Below are 16405 nucleotides of genomic sequence, written 5' to 3' on the forward strand. Positions count from 1 at the left end.
ATTTACTAAATTTGTGGCATGAATCAAGATACGAGAACTGTTGCTTTCTATACACTAGGATGTAAATTAAATTTTTCCGAAACCTCTACAATTGCTAGAAATTTGCAAGATAATGGTTATCAGAAAGTTGAGTTTCATCAGCCTGCTAGTGTATACGTTATCAATACCTGTTCGGTGACGGCCAATGCAGATAAAGAATGTAGAACTATAGTGAAAAACGCCCTTAAGGCAAATCCTAATGGGTTTGTGGTTGTGGTAGGATGTTATGCACAGTTGAAGCCTGAAGAAATTGCCTCGATAGAAGGAGTAGATTTGGTGCTGGGTGCATCCGAAAAGTTCAACATTGCACAATATCTAGATGACTTGGAAAAACAAGATGAAACTATCATCCATTCTTGCGAAATAGACGAAGCAGATTTCTATGTAGGATCGTATTCTATCGGAGATCGAACGCGTGCTTTTCTCAAAGTTCAGGATGGTTGTGATTATAAATGTACCTATTGTACCATTCCATTAGCACGGGGGATTTCTCGGTCGGATGAATTGCATAATGTCCTGAAAAATGCAAGAGAAATTGCCAATCAAGATATCAAAGAAATTGTGCTTACGGGCGTGAATATTGGTGATTATGGAAAAGGAGAATTCGGTAATAAAAAGCACGAGCATACCTTCTTAGAGTTGGTAGAAGCTTTGGATGAGGTGGACAATATCGAGCGAATTCGTATTTCATCAATCGAACCCAATCTCTTGAAAAACGAAACCATCTCCTTTGTAGCGCAAAGCAAACGATTTGTTCCGCATTTCCATATTCCTTTACAATCAGGTTCGGATGTTTTACTCAAAAAAATGAAGCGTCGATATCTCACAGCCTTGTATAAAGATCGAGTAGAAAGTATTAGAAAAATAATGCCGAACGCGTGTATCGGTGTGGATGTTATTGTTGGTTTCCCAGGTGAAACTGAAGAGTTGTTTATGGAAACGTATCATTTTTTGCAAGCGTTACCCATTTCTTATTTGCATGTTTTTACCTATTCTGAGCGAGATAATACAGAAGCAATAGATTTTCCTGGAGTTGTTCCGTATCATGTACGGAAAGAACGAAATAAGCGATTACGGATTTTGTCAGAAAAGAAACGATTAGCATTTTATCAAAGTCAATTAGGGTCAACACAAAAAGTTTTGTGGGAGCATGAAAATAAAAATGGTAAAATGTATGGATTTACAGAAAATTATGTGAAAGTTGAAGCCGATTATCAAGAAGAGAGTATAAATCAGATACAAGAAGTAGAACTCGGAATGTTGAACGCACAAGGTGTTGTCGAGGTGAAAATAAAACTACCAATAGAAATATAGAAATTCAAATAAAACTCTAAAAAAATGAAAAATATATTGAAAAAAGCAAGTCTTTTAACCCTTGTATTTTTAGCATTTCAGCATGTAGATGCACAGATTTCGTACGGGGTAAAAGCAGGTGCAGGCGCTTCGAACACGACGGTTATTCATGGGATTTCCGAAACGCGTTTTGGTTTTACTGGCGGTGGATTTGTAGAGATTCCGCTAACCTACAAAAATAATCTGCACTATCTACAGCTAGAGGTTTTGTATGCCAACGAAGGAGAGTATTCTAAATTTACCGAAAACGGCAAAAAATACAAAGCATTCCTCAATTATATCAACATCCCGGTTATGTATAAATATTATTTTGATGATCAGGATAGTGATTTTTTCATAGAGGCAGGTCCGCAAGTTGGATTCTTGGTTTCTAAAAATTTTGATGAGAAAGGTCCAGAAATTGTTGCAGGAACAGAAAATAAATTTGATTTAGCCTTTAATCTCGGCGTAGGATACTCGTATTTACGAAAATATGAAGCAAATCTTCGCTACGGTTATGGCCTTTCGGACACCTATAAAACCTTTGGCGATAGCGGAACTGGCGTTAATCGTTCTTCACTATTCTCGTTGCAATTCGCTTATAAATTTTAAAATAAAAGAGTATTGAAAGTTAGTATTCTTGCTAATTTTTAGCGCAAGAATTAGGTGTATAAAGATTATTACTTTGGTAAGAATTTTTTCGTTTATAATATTCAAAATATTCGTATCTTAGTCGTAGTAGAAGTAAAATATAAGAGTATGAAGAAGTTAACCTATTTTTTTATTGGGATATGTTTTTTCACATTGATGAGTTGCGGAGTAGTACAAGTCAATACCGATTACGATAAGACGACGAATTTCACTCAGTATAAAACCTATGGCTATCACCAAAAAGGATTTGATAAATTACCATTAAACGATTTGGATAAACGTAGAATAATTGCAGCCATCGACCAAGAAATGGCAGCAAAAGGTTTCCAAAAAGTTAACGATAATCCAGAATTAGTGGTCAATATTTTGGCAAGTTCTAAAGAACAAATAACCGTGGATAACGATTGGTATGGCTATGGATTTGGTTGGGGACCTTATTGGGGTGGACCAGCGTCACGCGTTTCGCAATATACCTCAGGAACCATTATTATAGATATTATCGATTTTAATCGTAATATTTTGGTATGGCAAGGAGTAGGTTCTGGGTTGAATGTTTCGAATATTTCTGCCAAATCAGAACGGATTCCACAAGCCGTGAACGAAATACTTAAAAGTTTTCCTCCTGGACAAAAAAAATAATATCAATTATTGATTACCAAAAGGAATAGTATGCATTTGCATACTATTTTTTTATCCATTAATAGCCCAAAATAGAGTAGAAGGATATGTGTATGATGAAGCACAATAACCCATCGTAAACGTACAAGTTTTGATCAATAGTTCGAGTCGAACAACAAAAACGGATAATAAAGGTTTTTTTCGGATCGATTTTCCGAATGGTCAACACAATCTTATTTTTCGTCACGATTATTTTCAAACCAAAATTCTCAATCTACAATCCAATCAAACATTGATGCTAGAAGTTGTGATGGAAGAAGATATTATCTATCCAATTATAAACAGCTGAAATCCAAACGATGAGCCCGAAAGACCGGGAGTATTATTACAGCATTTTTCGAGAAAAATCTTGGGTTTAGACGAAGTTTCTAAAAAAATTAAAATAAAAAATCCGCAAGTTTTACGGTTTCATTTCGATGAGAAACAACGCGACCTTATTGCTCGTGCCAAAGATGTGTTAGTAGTGGAAAATATATATTTAGGCTATGATGTTGAGTACGATCCACAAAAGTTTTCTATCGATTAAAAACAACAATCCTTAATGGTTTTGGGTTCGAGTTTTTTTCAAAGAAATAGAAGGAAATAAATCACGCAAAAAGAAATGGTATAAGAATAGAGAAAAAGTTTACTCAGGTAGTTTGATACATTTTTTGAGTTCGCTTTATAATCAACAATTAGAAGAAAATGGTTTTGAGGTGAAACGATATATTCGGAAAGAAAATCTGCCCTATAGTATGGCAATCGAGAAAGTGAAAATGGGTGAAAACGTGGTTATTCCTGGTAAAGAAATTGCGTATCTAGTCAATCAAAAAGTCCTGTATGATTCCGTTGATCGTTCGTGATAATTCCTCGGTTTATTTAGATTTTGATGGATTGTATACTATCGAATACCAAAAAGAAAAAGAAGGTTTGGCGTATGTAAGCTATGTAAAAAGAGGAAAAATGTGTTGGCAATCAAGTGTCGATTATTCGGCTGAAAAAACTGTAGAAATTACCAAAGAAGGTTTTATATAGAAGCAGGAGATATAATTTTGGAGCAATATTTTACATGGGAAAAGTTCGCGTATTTGCTATCGAAAGATTATGCCAAAAAAAAGAGGATTGATTCTTCAACCCTCTTTTTTTTATTTGATATTTTTATTAGTTATTTATCCGTTTGCTTCTTATTACTTACAAGGGAGAAAATAATTGATCCTACCAAAACAGTAGCTATAATGCCTAAAGAAATTATAGAGTCGAAATGGTAGAAGGGCATGATGAGCATTTTAACGCCAATAAAAGTTAGAATAATCGCTAACCCAAAATGGAGTTTATTGAATTTGTCCATCGAATTTGCCAAAAGGAAATACATAGAACGTAAGCCTAAAATAGCAAAAATATTAGAAGTATAAAGGATGAAAGGATCATCCGGAGCAACAGCAAAAATTGCCGGAATACTATCTACAGCAAAAACCAAATCAGTAATTTCTATCACCATCAAAGCAACAAAAAGTGGTGTTGCCATACGAACTCCATTTTGCATTGTAAAAAACTTTCCGCCGTCGATTTCATTCGTTACTTTGAAGAATTTATGTACTAACCGAACGCCCCAATTCTTGCTCAAGTCTTGGTTTTCATCTTCGTGATCAGATGACCAAGATTTTACGCCTGCAAGAATCAAAAAGAAACCAAAAAACGTAAGGATAATATTTACTTCTCGGGTTTCACCAAACATAGGAATATTTATGTAAGTATGCTTGATGATTTCTACACCTGCAAAAATAAAAATTGCACGGAAAAATAAAGCACCTAAAATTCCCCAAAATAAAACTTCATGCTGGTATTGTTTCGGAATTTTGAAAAAGGTAAATACCAAAACAAAAACAAAGAGATTGTCAACAGATAGTGCTTTTTCTATCCAATAAGCCGCTTGGTATTGGGAGAACTTTTCGATAGCAAAAGCATGACCGTCATCTGCCCGAAAAACAAAATAAATGATAGCACTGAAAATCATAGAAAGAGCAATCCATAAAATCGTCCAATTGAGCGCTTCTTTGTTGCTAATTTCATGAGGGTTTTTGTTAAAAACTCCTAAATCTAGCAAAAGCATAATAATTACCGTAATTCCGAAACCAATTATTAATCCTGGATGATTAAACATGTTGTCTTGTACGACACTGAAAATATTCATTTCAACTTTAATTTTTTTCTCATGCAATTTTACGGTATTTTTAGCACTTAAAACTGCAAAGAGTGGTTAATTTTAGAACATAAAATATTCTATTAAGATATGAAGAATTTTATCATAGTCACTATCACTGGTTTATTATTTACAATATCGGTCAATGCTCAACGAAAACACCCACTGTATATGGATACCGTTCAACTGAAATGGGTAAATGATACATATGATAAAATGAGCATGGATGAGCGCGTAGGGCAGCTTTTTATGGTAGCTGCTTTCTCTAATAGAGATGCAGAACATGAAGCGGAAATAGAAAAATTGGTACGCGAAGAAAAAATTGGTGGCTTGATTTTCATGCAAGATCAGGCGGCTCGCCAAATCGAGCTTACAAATCGTTACCAAAAAATATCGAAAATTCCTTTGCTCATTGGGATGGATGCAGAATGGGGTTTGGCACAAAGGTTAAAAGACGTGAAGCGATTTCCATGGAATATTACTCTGGGTGCTTTGCGTAGAAATATTTTGGTCTATAACGTCGGGAAAAGTATTGCAGACCAAGCAAATCGAATGGGAGTGAAGTTTGATTTTGCTCCTTCAGTAGATGTAAATGTAAACCCAAACAACCCTATCATTGGGAATCGCTCTTTTGGTTCCGATCCAGAAAATGTTTGGCTGAAAGGAGAGGCTCTAATGCGTGGCTTACAAAAAAACAACGTTCTTTCTTCGGCTAAACATTTCCCTGGACACGGTGATACGGATCAAGACTCTCATAAAACCTTACCAATCATCCATGCTAGCAAAGAAGAGTTGGAGAAATATCACATTAGGCCGTTCATGAAAATGATTCGCAGTTCTGTTCCCAGCATTATGGTGTCTCATCTCGATGTTCCTGCGTTAGACAGTTCTGGTGTGCCTGCCACATTGTCGTCAAAAATTATTACCGATTATCTAAAAGGAACCTTAAAATTCAGGGGAATAATTATAACTGATGCACTCAATATGGAAGGAGTGACAAAAGGACGTTCTGCAGGTGAAATAGATTATTTGGCTTTCAAAGCAGGAAATGATATACTTTTATTTTCTCAAAAAGTGAAAGATGGAAGAGCAAAAATCCTTGAGGGATTAACCAATGGTAGTATTCCACAAGCACGACTAGAAGAAAGTGTGAAAAAAATTCTTTTGGCAAAATATAAGGTTGGTTTGACGAAATTCGAGCCGATTGATACTACAAATGTTTTAGAGGACCTTAATAAAAAAGAATACGCAGATTTAACTAGAAATATTTTCGAAGAAGCAACAACCTTGCTCAAAAACCAAGAAAATGTTTTGCCAATTGATGCCAAAAAACAACCGAGAATTGCTTTTGTTCCTTTAGAAAGAAAAGATTATCATCCATTCTTTCAGTGTTTGAATACTTTTTCTAAGGTAGATTTGGTCGAAATAGAAAGCGTGAAAGAATTATCAAAACTAAAAAAATATGACTATGTAATTATTGGAGCCTTCATGTCTGATGAAAACGTTTATCAACCTTATACTTTATCCAAAACATCGAAAGATATTCTAACGAAATTACCAGCAAACAAAAAATATTTCTTTTCATTGTTTACAAGCCCTTATGGTCTGAAGGATTTAGATGTAAGTAAAATAGATGCACTTTTGGTTCAATATCAAAATACTCTAGATGCACAAGAAGCTTCTGCAAAAGCTATTTTCGGAGAAATTGTCCCCAACGGTGTGCTGCCGGTTGATGTTAATTCTCAATGGAAAGCCGGAGATGGTATTCTACAATTGGATTATGTAGAATTTGAGTAATGAAATAGAGGTACTAATAATAACGTCACCTTTAGATAAAAGCAAAAAGAGTATAAAATAGTACATTTGGAATATGAAAATAGGAATTGTGTGTTACCCAACCTACGGAGGAAGTGGAATAGTTGCCACAGAGTTGGGAATGGATTTGGCAGAAAAAGGTCATGAAGTTCATTTTTTTAGCCTCAATGTTCCTGCTCGATTAAATATCAAATTGCCTAACATTTTTTTTCATCGAATCCATGTAGAAACTTATCCACTATTTCAATACCAGCCCTATGACTTGGCTTTAAGTACTATATTATACGAGAAGATTTTGCAATACCAGATAGATTTGGTGCATGTGCATTATGCAATACCTCATGCGTATGCAGCGTATTTTACCAAAAAAATGCTGGAAAGCAAAAACTATAAATTACCTATTATTACCACCTTACACGGTACTGATATTACATTGGTAGGCAAGCATCCGGTGTACAAAACAGCTGTTGAATTTTCGATCAATGAATCGGATATTGTGACATCGGTCTCAGAAAGTTTAAAACAAGAAACCTTAGCTGCTTTTGAGATTACAAATCAAATAATAGTAGTGCCTAATTTTATCGATAATGAACAATTTTTACCAGAGAAATGTGTGTGTTGCCGTGATCATTTTGCAGAACCCAATGAGAAAATAATCCTTCACGTATCCAATCTAAGAAAAGTAAAAAGAATCCAAGATGTCATTGATACGTTTTATTTGATACAACAAAAAATTCCGGCGAAACTCATTATCGCCGGAGAAGGACCTGAGTGGGAATTGGCCGATACAATGATCCAGGAGTATGGAATAGAAAATAAAGTAAAAAGCCTGGGAATGGTTAGTGATCTTGCCGATGTGCTGAAGTCTGCCGATTTGTTTTTATTGCCTTCTGCGCAAGAAAGTTTTGGTCTTGCAGCCTTGGAAGCAATGGCAGCAAGTGTACCTGTAGTTTCGTCGAATGCTGGTGGAATACCAGAAGTGAATATCGATGGCTTAACAGGTTTTGTTTGCCCGATTGGCGATGTAGAACAGATGGCCGAAAAAGCAATTTATCTCTTGTCGAACGAAAAAGAGTTGATGAAATTTAGCCATGCCGCAAAACATAAAGCGCTTACTTTTGATAAGAAAGCTATACTACCGCAATATGAACAAATTTATTTGAATGCTTTAGAGAAAGCAAATCATTAATTTGAGTTATTTTAGGGTAAGAGAAGAAATAAAGTAAAAAAGTTCGATAGACTTATCTATCGAACTTTTTTACTTTATTTCTTAAATTCATTTGATGTTAAATAGTTTCCTTTTCGAAAATAAGATCCAAGCCATCTGTAATCAAATGTTTAATTTTAGGATGATTGTGCTGATAGTTTTCTAGATAAGTAGTTGCATAACTCAACAACTCTTCATCATCTTCTAGATGTGCCAATTCTGTGATTTCTACCATAAGTAACCAATCATTTTCGTGATGCTCATTAATTTCTTTTGCGATTTTGTGTAAATCTATATTATCGGTAGGATGCTCTCTATACTTGCGAACTTGCTGATAAAGTTGCTCCAAGGCCAAGCGTTTTTCATTCTTCTTCGCTTTGATGGTTTTACTACTCGGCACATGAGAAATCAAATCAAAACTTTCATAATCCGCAGGCCCAGAATAAGCAGAAACAACTTCTTTCCCGATTGCTAAATCATAGATTCCCCATTCGGGTCTGAAAAGAATTTGATCTTTATACCGAACCGTACAATTCTTAAAGGAAATCAAAATTATTTTTCCCATCACATCGCGTCTTCCAGTAATAATTTCACCTTCGATTAGAAGACCGCCTTCAAACTCCAAATGTGTTGTTTTTCCCTCGTACAAATCATAAGCCGCCAAATCTTTCGGGCTCATATCTTCGATCGCTAGATTAATGCCTCTAAGCTTACCTACAGCAGATCCAAAACCATCTTTATGAAAAGAAGTTCCATGGTTTATCAATTCTTTATTTCGGTAGGATAAAGCTGTAGGACCAGTTGTTTGATAATATATCGGACGACCTTTGTCGCTAATCACATTGGTGAAAACACCAGAAATCTGAATCCCTGTAGACAATTCAATTGTACCTAACGACTTAGATTCTATCAATTTCTCTAATCCACTTAATCCACCAGTTCGGATAGCCATTGTATTGGCAAATTCTTCTAGAACTACACTAAGATGGGCAAAGTCGGGTGTTACATATAGTTGAGGTTGAGGTTTGGTAATATCAAAACCTTGATAAGCTGCCGAAAGGTCATACGGTATTTTTTTCACTTCGTCTCGCATACACCAAGCAGATTCTCCGATAGAAGATAAAAGACCAGCTCCGTAGATTTTTGGTTTGTCGAGTTCGCCAATCAAACCATATTCTACCGTCCACCAATGTAGGTTACGGATAAGAGCCATCTCAGACGGTTCTACATTTTTTGCCTGCAACTCATCTACTTTTTTTCTTGCTCTGCTCAACTCTTCTTGTGGTGTGCCTTCTGCTTCTTCTAGAATTGATAATTCTCTTATAGCTTCGTATATTTCATAATCATGTGCAGACGAGATTGCTTTGCACCCTATTTCTCCAAATCGGCGTAAATATTCTGCATATTCCGGATTTGCAATAATCGGAGCATGACCAGCACCTTCGTGTATGATGTCGGGGGCAGGAGTGTATTCTATGTTCTCTAATTGTCTTATATCCGAAGCGATAACTAAAACATGGTACGCCTGAAACTCCATAAAAGCATTCGGGGGTATAAAACCATCAACGGCAACAGCAGCCCAACCAATTTCTTTCAAAATTCGATTCATCCCATACATATTCGGAATTTTGTCGATTTCTAAACCTGTTTTTTCTAAACCATCTACATAAGTATGATGCGCAACTCGAGAAAGATAATCTACATTTTTACGCATTACATAGCGCCAAACAGCTTGATTGATAGGAGAATACTCTTCATAATTTTGAGGTTTTATAAATTGTTTCAGGTGTGGTGGTAAACGATCAATCAAGGGATTCGATTCATATTGTGCTTCCATAACTTTCAGTCTTTAATTGCGAATGTTAAAAATAATAAAATTTTTATACATTCTATGTCAAAACTACAAGAAAAGTCGTTTGGCACCTGTTTTGTCTTCAGATAATAGCAGAATAAATAGTTATAAGATTGTATTTTTGTATTTTATTGGTTTTTAAGGGTTTGTGTTTTGATGAATGCTAAATTTTGTCTTACAGAAATCTCAAAATAATTCTGCACGATTGTATAAACCGACAATTTGTCATTTTAAGCTTTAACATGGAAGAAGAAATAGAATTGATTCCTTTAATGAATAAGGAAGAAGAAAATAAATTACAAAAACAAAAATTACCAGATGTTTTACCGATTCTGCCGTTGCGCAATACGGTATTATTTCCTGGAGTTGTAGCACCAATTACTGCGGGGAGAGAAAAATCTATCCAACTGTTGGTTGATGCTTTTGAGCGAGATGGTTTGGTAGGAGTTGTTACGCAAAAAGATGAAAGTATCGAAGATCCCGCTCCCGAAGATTTATATCATGTTGGGACGCTTGCTAAAATCTTGCGAATGATAAAATTGTCCGACGGAAATATGACGGTAATTCTGCAAGGAGTAAAAAGTTTTCGGTGCACTAACATCGTAGAAGTGTATCCGTATATTGTGTCGGAAGTAGAAGGAATAAAAGAAAAGAACCCCAATTCTCGCAATAAAGAGTTCCCGTTAATAATTCAATCAATAAAAGATTTTTCTTTTCGGATTATTAATAACAATCCAATGATACCGAAAGAGGCGACCGAAGTAATAAAGAAAATTGAAAGTGGACGTTTTCTTATCAATTTCATAGCATCTAATCTTTCTTTTCCGACCAAAGTAAAACAAGAACTTTTAGAAGAAACTGATCTCAAAATGCGTGGATTAGAAGTTCTTCGGCATATGAACATCGAATTGCAAAAGCTAGAATTGCGCTCGAATATCCACAATAAAGTGCATGCTGTAATGGATCAGCAACAGAAAGAGTATTTTCTCAATCAGCAGTTGCGTACCATCCAAGAAGAATTAGGTGGCAATACGGCCGAAGAAGAAATAGATGAAATGCGTGCCAAAGCTAAAACTAAAAAATGGACAAAAGAAGTAGAAACACATTTCGATAAAGAACTTGGGCGGCTTACTCGCCTCAATCCACAAATGCCCGAACACAATATTCAGCGCAATTACCTCGAATTTTTGTTAGAATTGCCCTGGGATGAATATACCCAAGACCATTTCGATTTGAAGAATGCCCAGAAAATTCTCGATCGTGACCATTATGGATTGGACGATGTGAAAAATAGAATTATCGAACATCTGGCTGTATTAAAACTAAAAGGAGATATGCGTTCGCCAATATTATGTCTATATGGTCCTCCGGGAGTGGGTAAAACTTCCCTTGGGAAATCAATTGCCGAAGCTATCGGCCGGAAATATGTTCGCATGTCTTTGGGTGGTTTGCACGACGAATCAGAAATCAGAGGACACCGGAAAACGTATATCGGAGCAATGCCAGGTAGAATTATCCAATCGATAAAAAAAGCAGGATCATCGAACCCGGTTTTTGTTTTAGATGAAATCGATAAAATGTCTATCAGTGCACATGGAGACCCATCATCAGCGATGTTAGAAGTTTTAGATCCAGAACAAAACACAAGTTTCTACGATAATTATTTAGAAATTGGGTACGATATTTCTAAAGTATTTTTCGTAGCAACTGCCAATAATATAGGGAATATTCCTTCGCCTCTGCGCGATAGAATGGAGATGATTAATATCTCTGGGTATACAATCGAAGAAAAAGTAGAAATCGTAAAACGTCACCTTCTTCCAAAACAGATAGAAGATCATGGTATGAAAAAAGGAGATGTGGTGTTGAGTGATTCTATTATCGAATATATTATTACCGGTTACACCCGAGAAAGTGGCGTTCGGAATTTGAATCAAACCATTGCAAAAGTTGTTCGTTATGCTGCAAAAAATATTGCTATGGAACAGCCCTACGAAAAACAAATTACAGAAGATATACTTGCCGAAATTTTAGGGCCTTCTATCGTTCCAGAGCGGTACGAAAATAACGAAACACCTGGAGTAGTAATTGGTCTGGCATGGACAAGTGTTGGTGGTGATATTTTATTTATAGAATCTATTTTATCCAAAGGAAAAGGTGGTTTAACAATTACCGGGAACTTAGGGAATGTGATGAAGGAATCTGCAACCATTGCATTAGAATATATTAAATCGCATGCAGAAGAATATGCTATTGACCCGAAAATTTTCGAGCAATACAAAGTGCATATTCACGTGCCAGAAGGTGCAACACCCAAAGATGGGCCTTCTGCCGGGATTACGATTCTGACCTCTTTGGTTTCCTCTTTCACTCAACGAAAAGTAAAACCTAATTTGGCCATGACCGGCGAAATTACTTTGCGTGGTAAAGTATTGCCAGTTGGTAGCATAAAAGAAAAAATTCTTGCAGCTAAACGTGCCGATATTAAAGAAATTATCCTGTGCGAAGATAATAGAAAAGACGTACAGGAAATCAAAAAAGAATATATAAAAGGCCTAAAGTTCCATTACGTTCGTGATATGAAAGAAGTAATCGACCTTGCGCTGATGAAACAAAAAGCAAAGAATGCTAAAAAATTAACGGTAGAATAATTGGATAAAAAAAGAACTAAACAAACAAAAATGTCCGATCTCAAAATCGGACATTTTTAGTTTAATCTTTATACAGAAGATATTTTTGTCTCGTATTTCTAAAATTTTTCAAACCTTCTTCCCAAGTAGCTTTAATCTGTTCTTGCGTCAACCCCTTTTCTATTTGCATGCGTAACGCATCCGTCCCAGAAAGCTGATCGATCCAATAATTTTTTCCATTTTTGGTCCAGAAATTAGGTAAAGTGTTTTGTGTGTAAGCACGGATGAGCCAACGTAAATCTATTGCATCCAAATATGGTGTTTCGCTAAGATTCTCACCGAAACAAAGTTGATTTTTGAATTTCGGATCCGAAGCACCTTTTCGCGAAATCGGTGTATATTGATAAGGCATATTTTTTAGGTAAGGCGAACCATAAACCTGAAATTGCATTTCCGTTCCACGACCCTCGTTTACTTGAGTACCTTCGAATAGACAAGTAGATGGATAAAGGTTGATTGCACGGTCATTGGGTAAATTCGGCGAGGGTTTCACTGGCAAACTATATCGAGATTGATGAGTATAGTTTTTTAGCGGAATTACTGTTAATTTGGCTTTCTGTCGATTATTCAACCAGCCTTCTCCATTAATCATTTGTGCATATTCGCCGATTGTCATTCCATAAACTATGGGTACAGGATGCATCCCAACAAAGGATCTGAATTTAGGTTGCAAAATCGGGCCATCGATATAATGTGCATTCGGATTCGGGCGATCGAGTACAATTATTTCCTTGTTGTTTTCCGCCGCCGCTTCCATCACATAGTGCAAAGTAGAAATGTAGGTGTAAAATCTAGCTCCAACATCTTGCATATCAAACACCAAAACATCGATTCCGGATAATTGCTCCTTGCTAGGTTTTTTATTCTTTCCATAAAGTGATATAATCGGAATTTGTGTTTTTTCATCTACCGAAGAATTTACCTTAGCGCCCGCATCAGCTTCGCCTCGGAAACCATGTTCGGGTGAAAAAATTTTCAAAACGTTTATTTTGTTTTTTAATAAAAAATCTACCAAATGCTCATGTTCTTGGTAGGATGATGGAGCAGTTTTGATACGCACAATAGAAGTTTGATTGGCAACAACCCCTATGTTTTTATGCTGTAGTAAAGCAATATAAGCTGCACTATTTTCTGCACCAGTAATAATTTCTAAACCATAATTAGATGGGCTACTGATCGATTTTTCTGTCGTTTTTTGTGCTTTTACACAAAAGCTTGTCGGTAGAAGTAAAGCAATTAATGTATATTTGACGAAGTTTTTCATCTCGATTATAAATATTTTTTCTCGGTTGAAAGATGAAGAATGTACAACCGAATGTTGGATCGTAAAAATAATAAAAGATATTGAACTTTACTTGGTGGTTCGCGACGAAAATAGCACGCGATACAAATCGTAAAAATAACTTAGCCGGCATTATCATTGGGATTGGGAGAGTGGCAGTGATTTTAGGGATTTTGGTTTCTATGATCACCATTTCTACCGGAGTAGGAGCACGCAAAGCAATCAAAAATAAGTTGGCCGATTTCAATGGGCATATTACCATTAGAAATTACAATAGTAATGTATCCCTCAACTCGGATTCGTTGTCGATTCATCAGCACTTTTATCCTACTTTTTCTCAGATTTCAGAGGTGGAGCATGTGCAAGCAATTGCGAATAAAAGTGGCGTAATTCGAACAGAAGAGACTTTTAGTGGTGTGGTTTTTAAAGGTGTCGGGCTAGATTATGATCAGACAAGATTCGAAGAGTTTTTGACCAAAGGAAGGTTCCCAAAGTTCAAGAATAATGAATTGTCGGACGAGGTTCTATTGTCAGAAAAAATGGCCAATGAACTAAAATTAGAGGTCGATAGTTCGTTTGTAATGTACTTCCTGAGAGACGACGCAAAACCGATTTATAGGCGTTTTCATTTGGTAGGATTGTACAAAACCGATATTAAGAATTTTGATGATATTTACTTGATTGGGGATATTCAACATATACAAAGATTAAACAATTGGGGACCAGAAACGGTTGGTGCTTTCGAAGTTTTTGTGAAAGATATAGAAAAAGTAGAGCAAGTAACCCATAAAATAAACGATGCTATAGGGTATAATTTATACGCAGAATCGGCAATGCAATCTTTTGCGCAAATCAGTGAATGGATCAATGTGTTTGATAAAAATATTGTCATCATTGTTATCATTATGCTTTTTGTAGTAGTGATTAATATGGTTATGGTGCTTTTAATTTTGATTTTAGATAGAACGCCTTCAATCGGATTGCTCAAAGCTTTTGGTGCTACCAATTGGCGAATAAGAAGGTTGTTTGTATGCTATGTTATTCTCATAATGATTCCTGGATTATTCATCGGTAATATATTAGGCATTGGCCTTTTATTGTTGCAGAAATATGCTAAAATTGTTCAATTACCTTCCGAAAATTACTATTTATCCTATGCGCCGGTTTATTTAGATATTAAATATATAGTGTTGTTAAATGTAGGAGCACTTGTAATTTGTGCAATTGTCTTACTTTTGCCCTCGTATATGATATCGAAAATCACCCCAACAAAAGCAATAAATTTTAGATAGATGAAATACGCAAATAATATATTAGAAACCATTGGTAATACGCCATTGGTAAAATTAAATCACATTGTACAAGATTTGCCTTGTACAGTTTTGGCAAAAGTAGAATACTTCAATCCAGGAAGTTCTTGTAAAGACCGCATGGCTCTGAAAATGGTCGAAGACGCCGAAAAAGATGGGCGCTTACAGCCCGGCGGAACCATTATCGAAGGGACCTCTGGTAACACAGGAATGGGATTGGCCTTGGCTGCAATTGTTAAAGGATACAAACTTATCTGTGTCATTACCGATAAACAATCCAAAGAAAAGATGGATATTTTACGTGCCGTAGGAGCCGAAGTAATTGTGTGCCCTACCGACGTAGAACCTGATGATCCACGCTCGTATTATTCGGTTTCTAAACGTTTGGCCGAAGAAACACCAGGCGGATGGTACGTGAATCAATACGATAATCCTTCGAACACTCAGGCAAATTATGAGCAAACTGGACCTGAAATTTGGGAACAAACCAACGGAAAAGTAACTCATTTCATTGTTGGGGTAGGAACAGGAGGGACCATATCGGGTGTAGCAAAATACCTAAAAGAACAAAACCCGAATGTGAAAGTTTGGGGTGTAGATACGTATGGATCTGTTTTCAAAAAGTACAAAGAAACAGGTATTTTCGATGAGAACGAAATCTATTCGTACGTTACCGAAGGTATCGGAGAAGATATTTTACCTAAAAATGTAAACTTCGACCTGATTGATGGTTTTACCAAAGTAACCGATAAAGATGCCGCTGTGTATACACGTCGATTGGCATTAGAAGAAGGTCTTTTTGTAGGGATGTCTTCTGGTTCGGCAATCAAAGGAGTTTTACAACTGAAAGAAAAATTCAAACCAGAAGATGTAGTGGTAGTTCTTTTTCATGATTCGGGTTCGCGTTATGTGGGTAAGATTTTTAATGATGAGTGGATGCGCGAACGTGGCTACTTGGATACAAAATATAAAAAAGTAGCAGATTTGATACAAAATCATATCGAAAAACCATTGGTAATCGTAAAAACAGAAGAGTTGGTTTCTCATGCGCTAGAACGTATGCAGAATTTCAAAATCTCACAAATTCCGGTAGTCAACACAGAAGGTTTTGTAGGGTCTTTGAGCGAAGTAAATCTATTTCAGGCATTTATCAAAGATCGTAATATTGCCGAAAAACCAATCAAAGAATTGATGGGGAAACCGTATCCGATTGTCGAATCTTCACAAACCATAGAAGAAGTATCAAAACTAATAACACCCGAAAATCAAGCTGTTTTAGTAAAATTAGACAATGGGAAATATCATATTATTACCAAATATGATATAATCAGAGCGATACAATAAAGAAAATAGAACCGAAATAAAATATT

At 36.0% G+C, this 16405-nt stretch carries 15 protein-coding genes; 12 read left to right on the forward strand and 3 right to left on the reverse strand.

Annotation, left to right across the window (positions count from 1 at the left end):
* The first annotated feature begins 18 nt into the window (after nucleotides 1-18).
* The 7 genes from mtaB to WEEVI_RS08760 all read left to right on the forward strand — a co-directional run bounded on the left by mtaB (nucleotide 19) and on the right by WEEVI_RS08760 (nucleotide 3714).
* A complete protein-coding gene (gene mtaB / locus WEEVI_RS08735) occupies nucleotides 19-1353 on the forward strand; it encodes a tRNA (N(6)-L-threonylcarbamoyladenosine(37)-C(2))-methylthiotransferase MtaB (protein ID WP_013598781.1) in 1335 nt (444 codons plus the stop codon).
* Nucleotides 1354-1377: 24 nt separating this feature from the next.
* On the forward strand, nucleotides 1378-1983 hold the full coding sequence (locus tag WEEVI_RS08740) for a porin family protein (RefSeq protein ID WP_013598782.1): 606 nt from the start codon (nucleotides 1378-1380) through the stop codon (nucleotides 1981-1983).
* A gap of 147 nt (nucleotides 1984-2130) precedes the next feature.
* Nucleotides 2131-2661 carry a DUF4136 domain-containing protein gene (locus WEEVI_RS08745; protein ID WP_013598783.1) on the forward strand — a complete coding sequence of 177 codons (531 nt, stop codon included), beginning with the start codon at nucleotides 2131-2133 and terminating at the stop codon, nucleotides 2659-2661.
* A gap of 112 nt (nucleotides 2662-2773) precedes the next feature.
* Nucleotides 2774-2989: a carboxypeptidase-like regulatory domain-containing protein gene (locus tag WEEVI_RS08750; RefSeq protein WP_348994404.1), complete on the forward strand. Its 216-nt coding sequence runs from the start codon at nucleotides 2774-2776 to the stop codon at nucleotides 2987-2989.
* A 60-nt stretch (nucleotides 2990-3049) separates the two neighbouring features.
* Nucleotides 3050-3226, forward strand: coding sequence for a hypothetical protein (locus WEEVI_RS11375; protein ID WP_169308970.1), 177 nt, complete (start codon nucleotides 3050-3052; stop codon nucleotides 3224-3226).
* A gap of 112 nt (nucleotides 3227-3338) precedes the next feature.
* On the forward strand, nucleotides 3339-3542 hold the full coding sequence (locus WEEVI_RS08755; protein WP_126414833.1) for a hypothetical protein: 204 nt from the start codon (nucleotides 3339-3341) through the stop codon (nucleotides 3540-3542).
* Nucleotides 3520-3714: a hypothetical protein gene (locus WEEVI_RS08760; protein ID WP_041942144.1), complete on the forward strand. Its 195-nt coding sequence runs from the start codon at nucleotides 3520-3522 to the stop codon at nucleotides 3712-3714. Before WEEVI_RS08755 ends, WEEVI_RS08760 begins: the two co-directional genes overlap by 23 nt.
* A gap of 130 nt (nucleotides 3715-3844) precedes the next feature.
* On the opposite strand, the gene WEEVI_RS08765 is transcribed toward WEEVI_RS08760, so the two are convergent.
* A complete protein-coding gene (locus tag WEEVI_RS08765; RefSeq protein WP_013598784.1) occupies nucleotides 3845-4870 on the reverse strand; it encodes a TerC/Alx family metal homeostasis membrane protein in 1026 nt (341 codons plus the stop codon).
* 99 nt (nucleotides 4871-4969) lie between these two features.
* Here WEEVI_RS08765 and WEEVI_RS08770 point away from each other — a divergent pair, with 99 nt between their 5' ends.
* Complete coding sequence (locus tag WEEVI_RS08770) at nucleotides 4970-6676, forward strand: glycoside hydrolase family 3 protein (protein ID WP_013598785.1); 1707 nt, start codon at nucleotides 4970-4972, stop codon at nucleotides 6674-6676.
* A 73-nt stretch (nucleotides 6677-6749) separates the two neighbouring features.
* Complete coding sequence (gene bshA, locus WEEVI_RS08775; protein ID WP_013598786.1) at nucleotides 6750-7883, forward strand: N-acetyl-alpha-D-glucosaminyl L-malate synthase BshA; 1134 nt, start codon at nucleotides 6750-6752, stop codon at nucleotides 7881-7883.
* 97 nt (nucleotides 7884-7980) lie between these two features.
* Here bshA and WEEVI_RS08780 read toward each other — a convergent pair whose 3' ends face one another.
* Nucleotides 7981-9738: an aromatic amino acid hydroxylase gene (locus WEEVI_RS08780; RefSeq protein WP_013598787.1), complete on the reverse strand. Its 1758-nt coding sequence runs from the start codon at nucleotides 9736-9738 to the stop codon at nucleotides 7981-7983.
* Nucleotides 9739-9995: 257 nt separating this feature from the next.
* Here WEEVI_RS08780 and lon point away from each other — a divergent pair, with 257 nt between their 5' ends.
* Nucleotides 9996-12404: an endopeptidase La gene (lon, locus tag WEEVI_RS08785; protein WP_013598788.1), complete on the forward strand. Its 2409-nt coding sequence runs from the start codon at nucleotides 9996-9998 to the stop codon at nucleotides 12402-12404.
* Between the two features lie 61 nt (nucleotides 12405-12465).
* Here lon and WEEVI_RS08790 read toward each other — a convergent pair whose 3' ends face one another.
* Nucleotides 12466-13707, reverse strand: coding sequence for an exo-beta-N-acetylmuramidase NamZ family protein (locus WEEVI_RS08790; RefSeq protein WP_013598789.1), 1242 nt, complete (start codon nucleotides 13705-13707; stop codon nucleotides 12466-12468).
* Between the two features lie 80 nt (nucleotides 13708-13787).
* Here WEEVI_RS08790 and WEEVI_RS08795 point away from each other — a divergent pair, with 80 nt between their 5' ends.
* Nucleotides 13788-15017 (forward strand): ABC transporter permease, encoded by a 1230-nt coding sequence (locus WEEVI_RS08795; protein WP_013598790.1) that lies wholly within the window; start codon nucleotides 13788-13790, stop codon nucleotides 15015-15017.
* Nucleotides 15018-16379, forward strand: coding sequence for a pyridoxal-phosphate dependent enzyme (locus WEEVI_RS08800; protein WP_013598791.1), 1362 nt, complete (start codon nucleotides 15018-15020; stop codon nucleotides 16377-16379). It begins immediately after the preceding gene.
* Nucleotides 16380-16405 lie beyond the last annotated feature (26 nt).

The sequence above is a fragment of the Weeksella virosa DSM 16922 genome, assembly GCF_000189415.1.
Taxonomy (GTDB): Bacteria; Bacteroidota; Bacteroidia; order Flavobacteriales; family Weeksellaceae; genus Weeksella; species Weeksella virosa.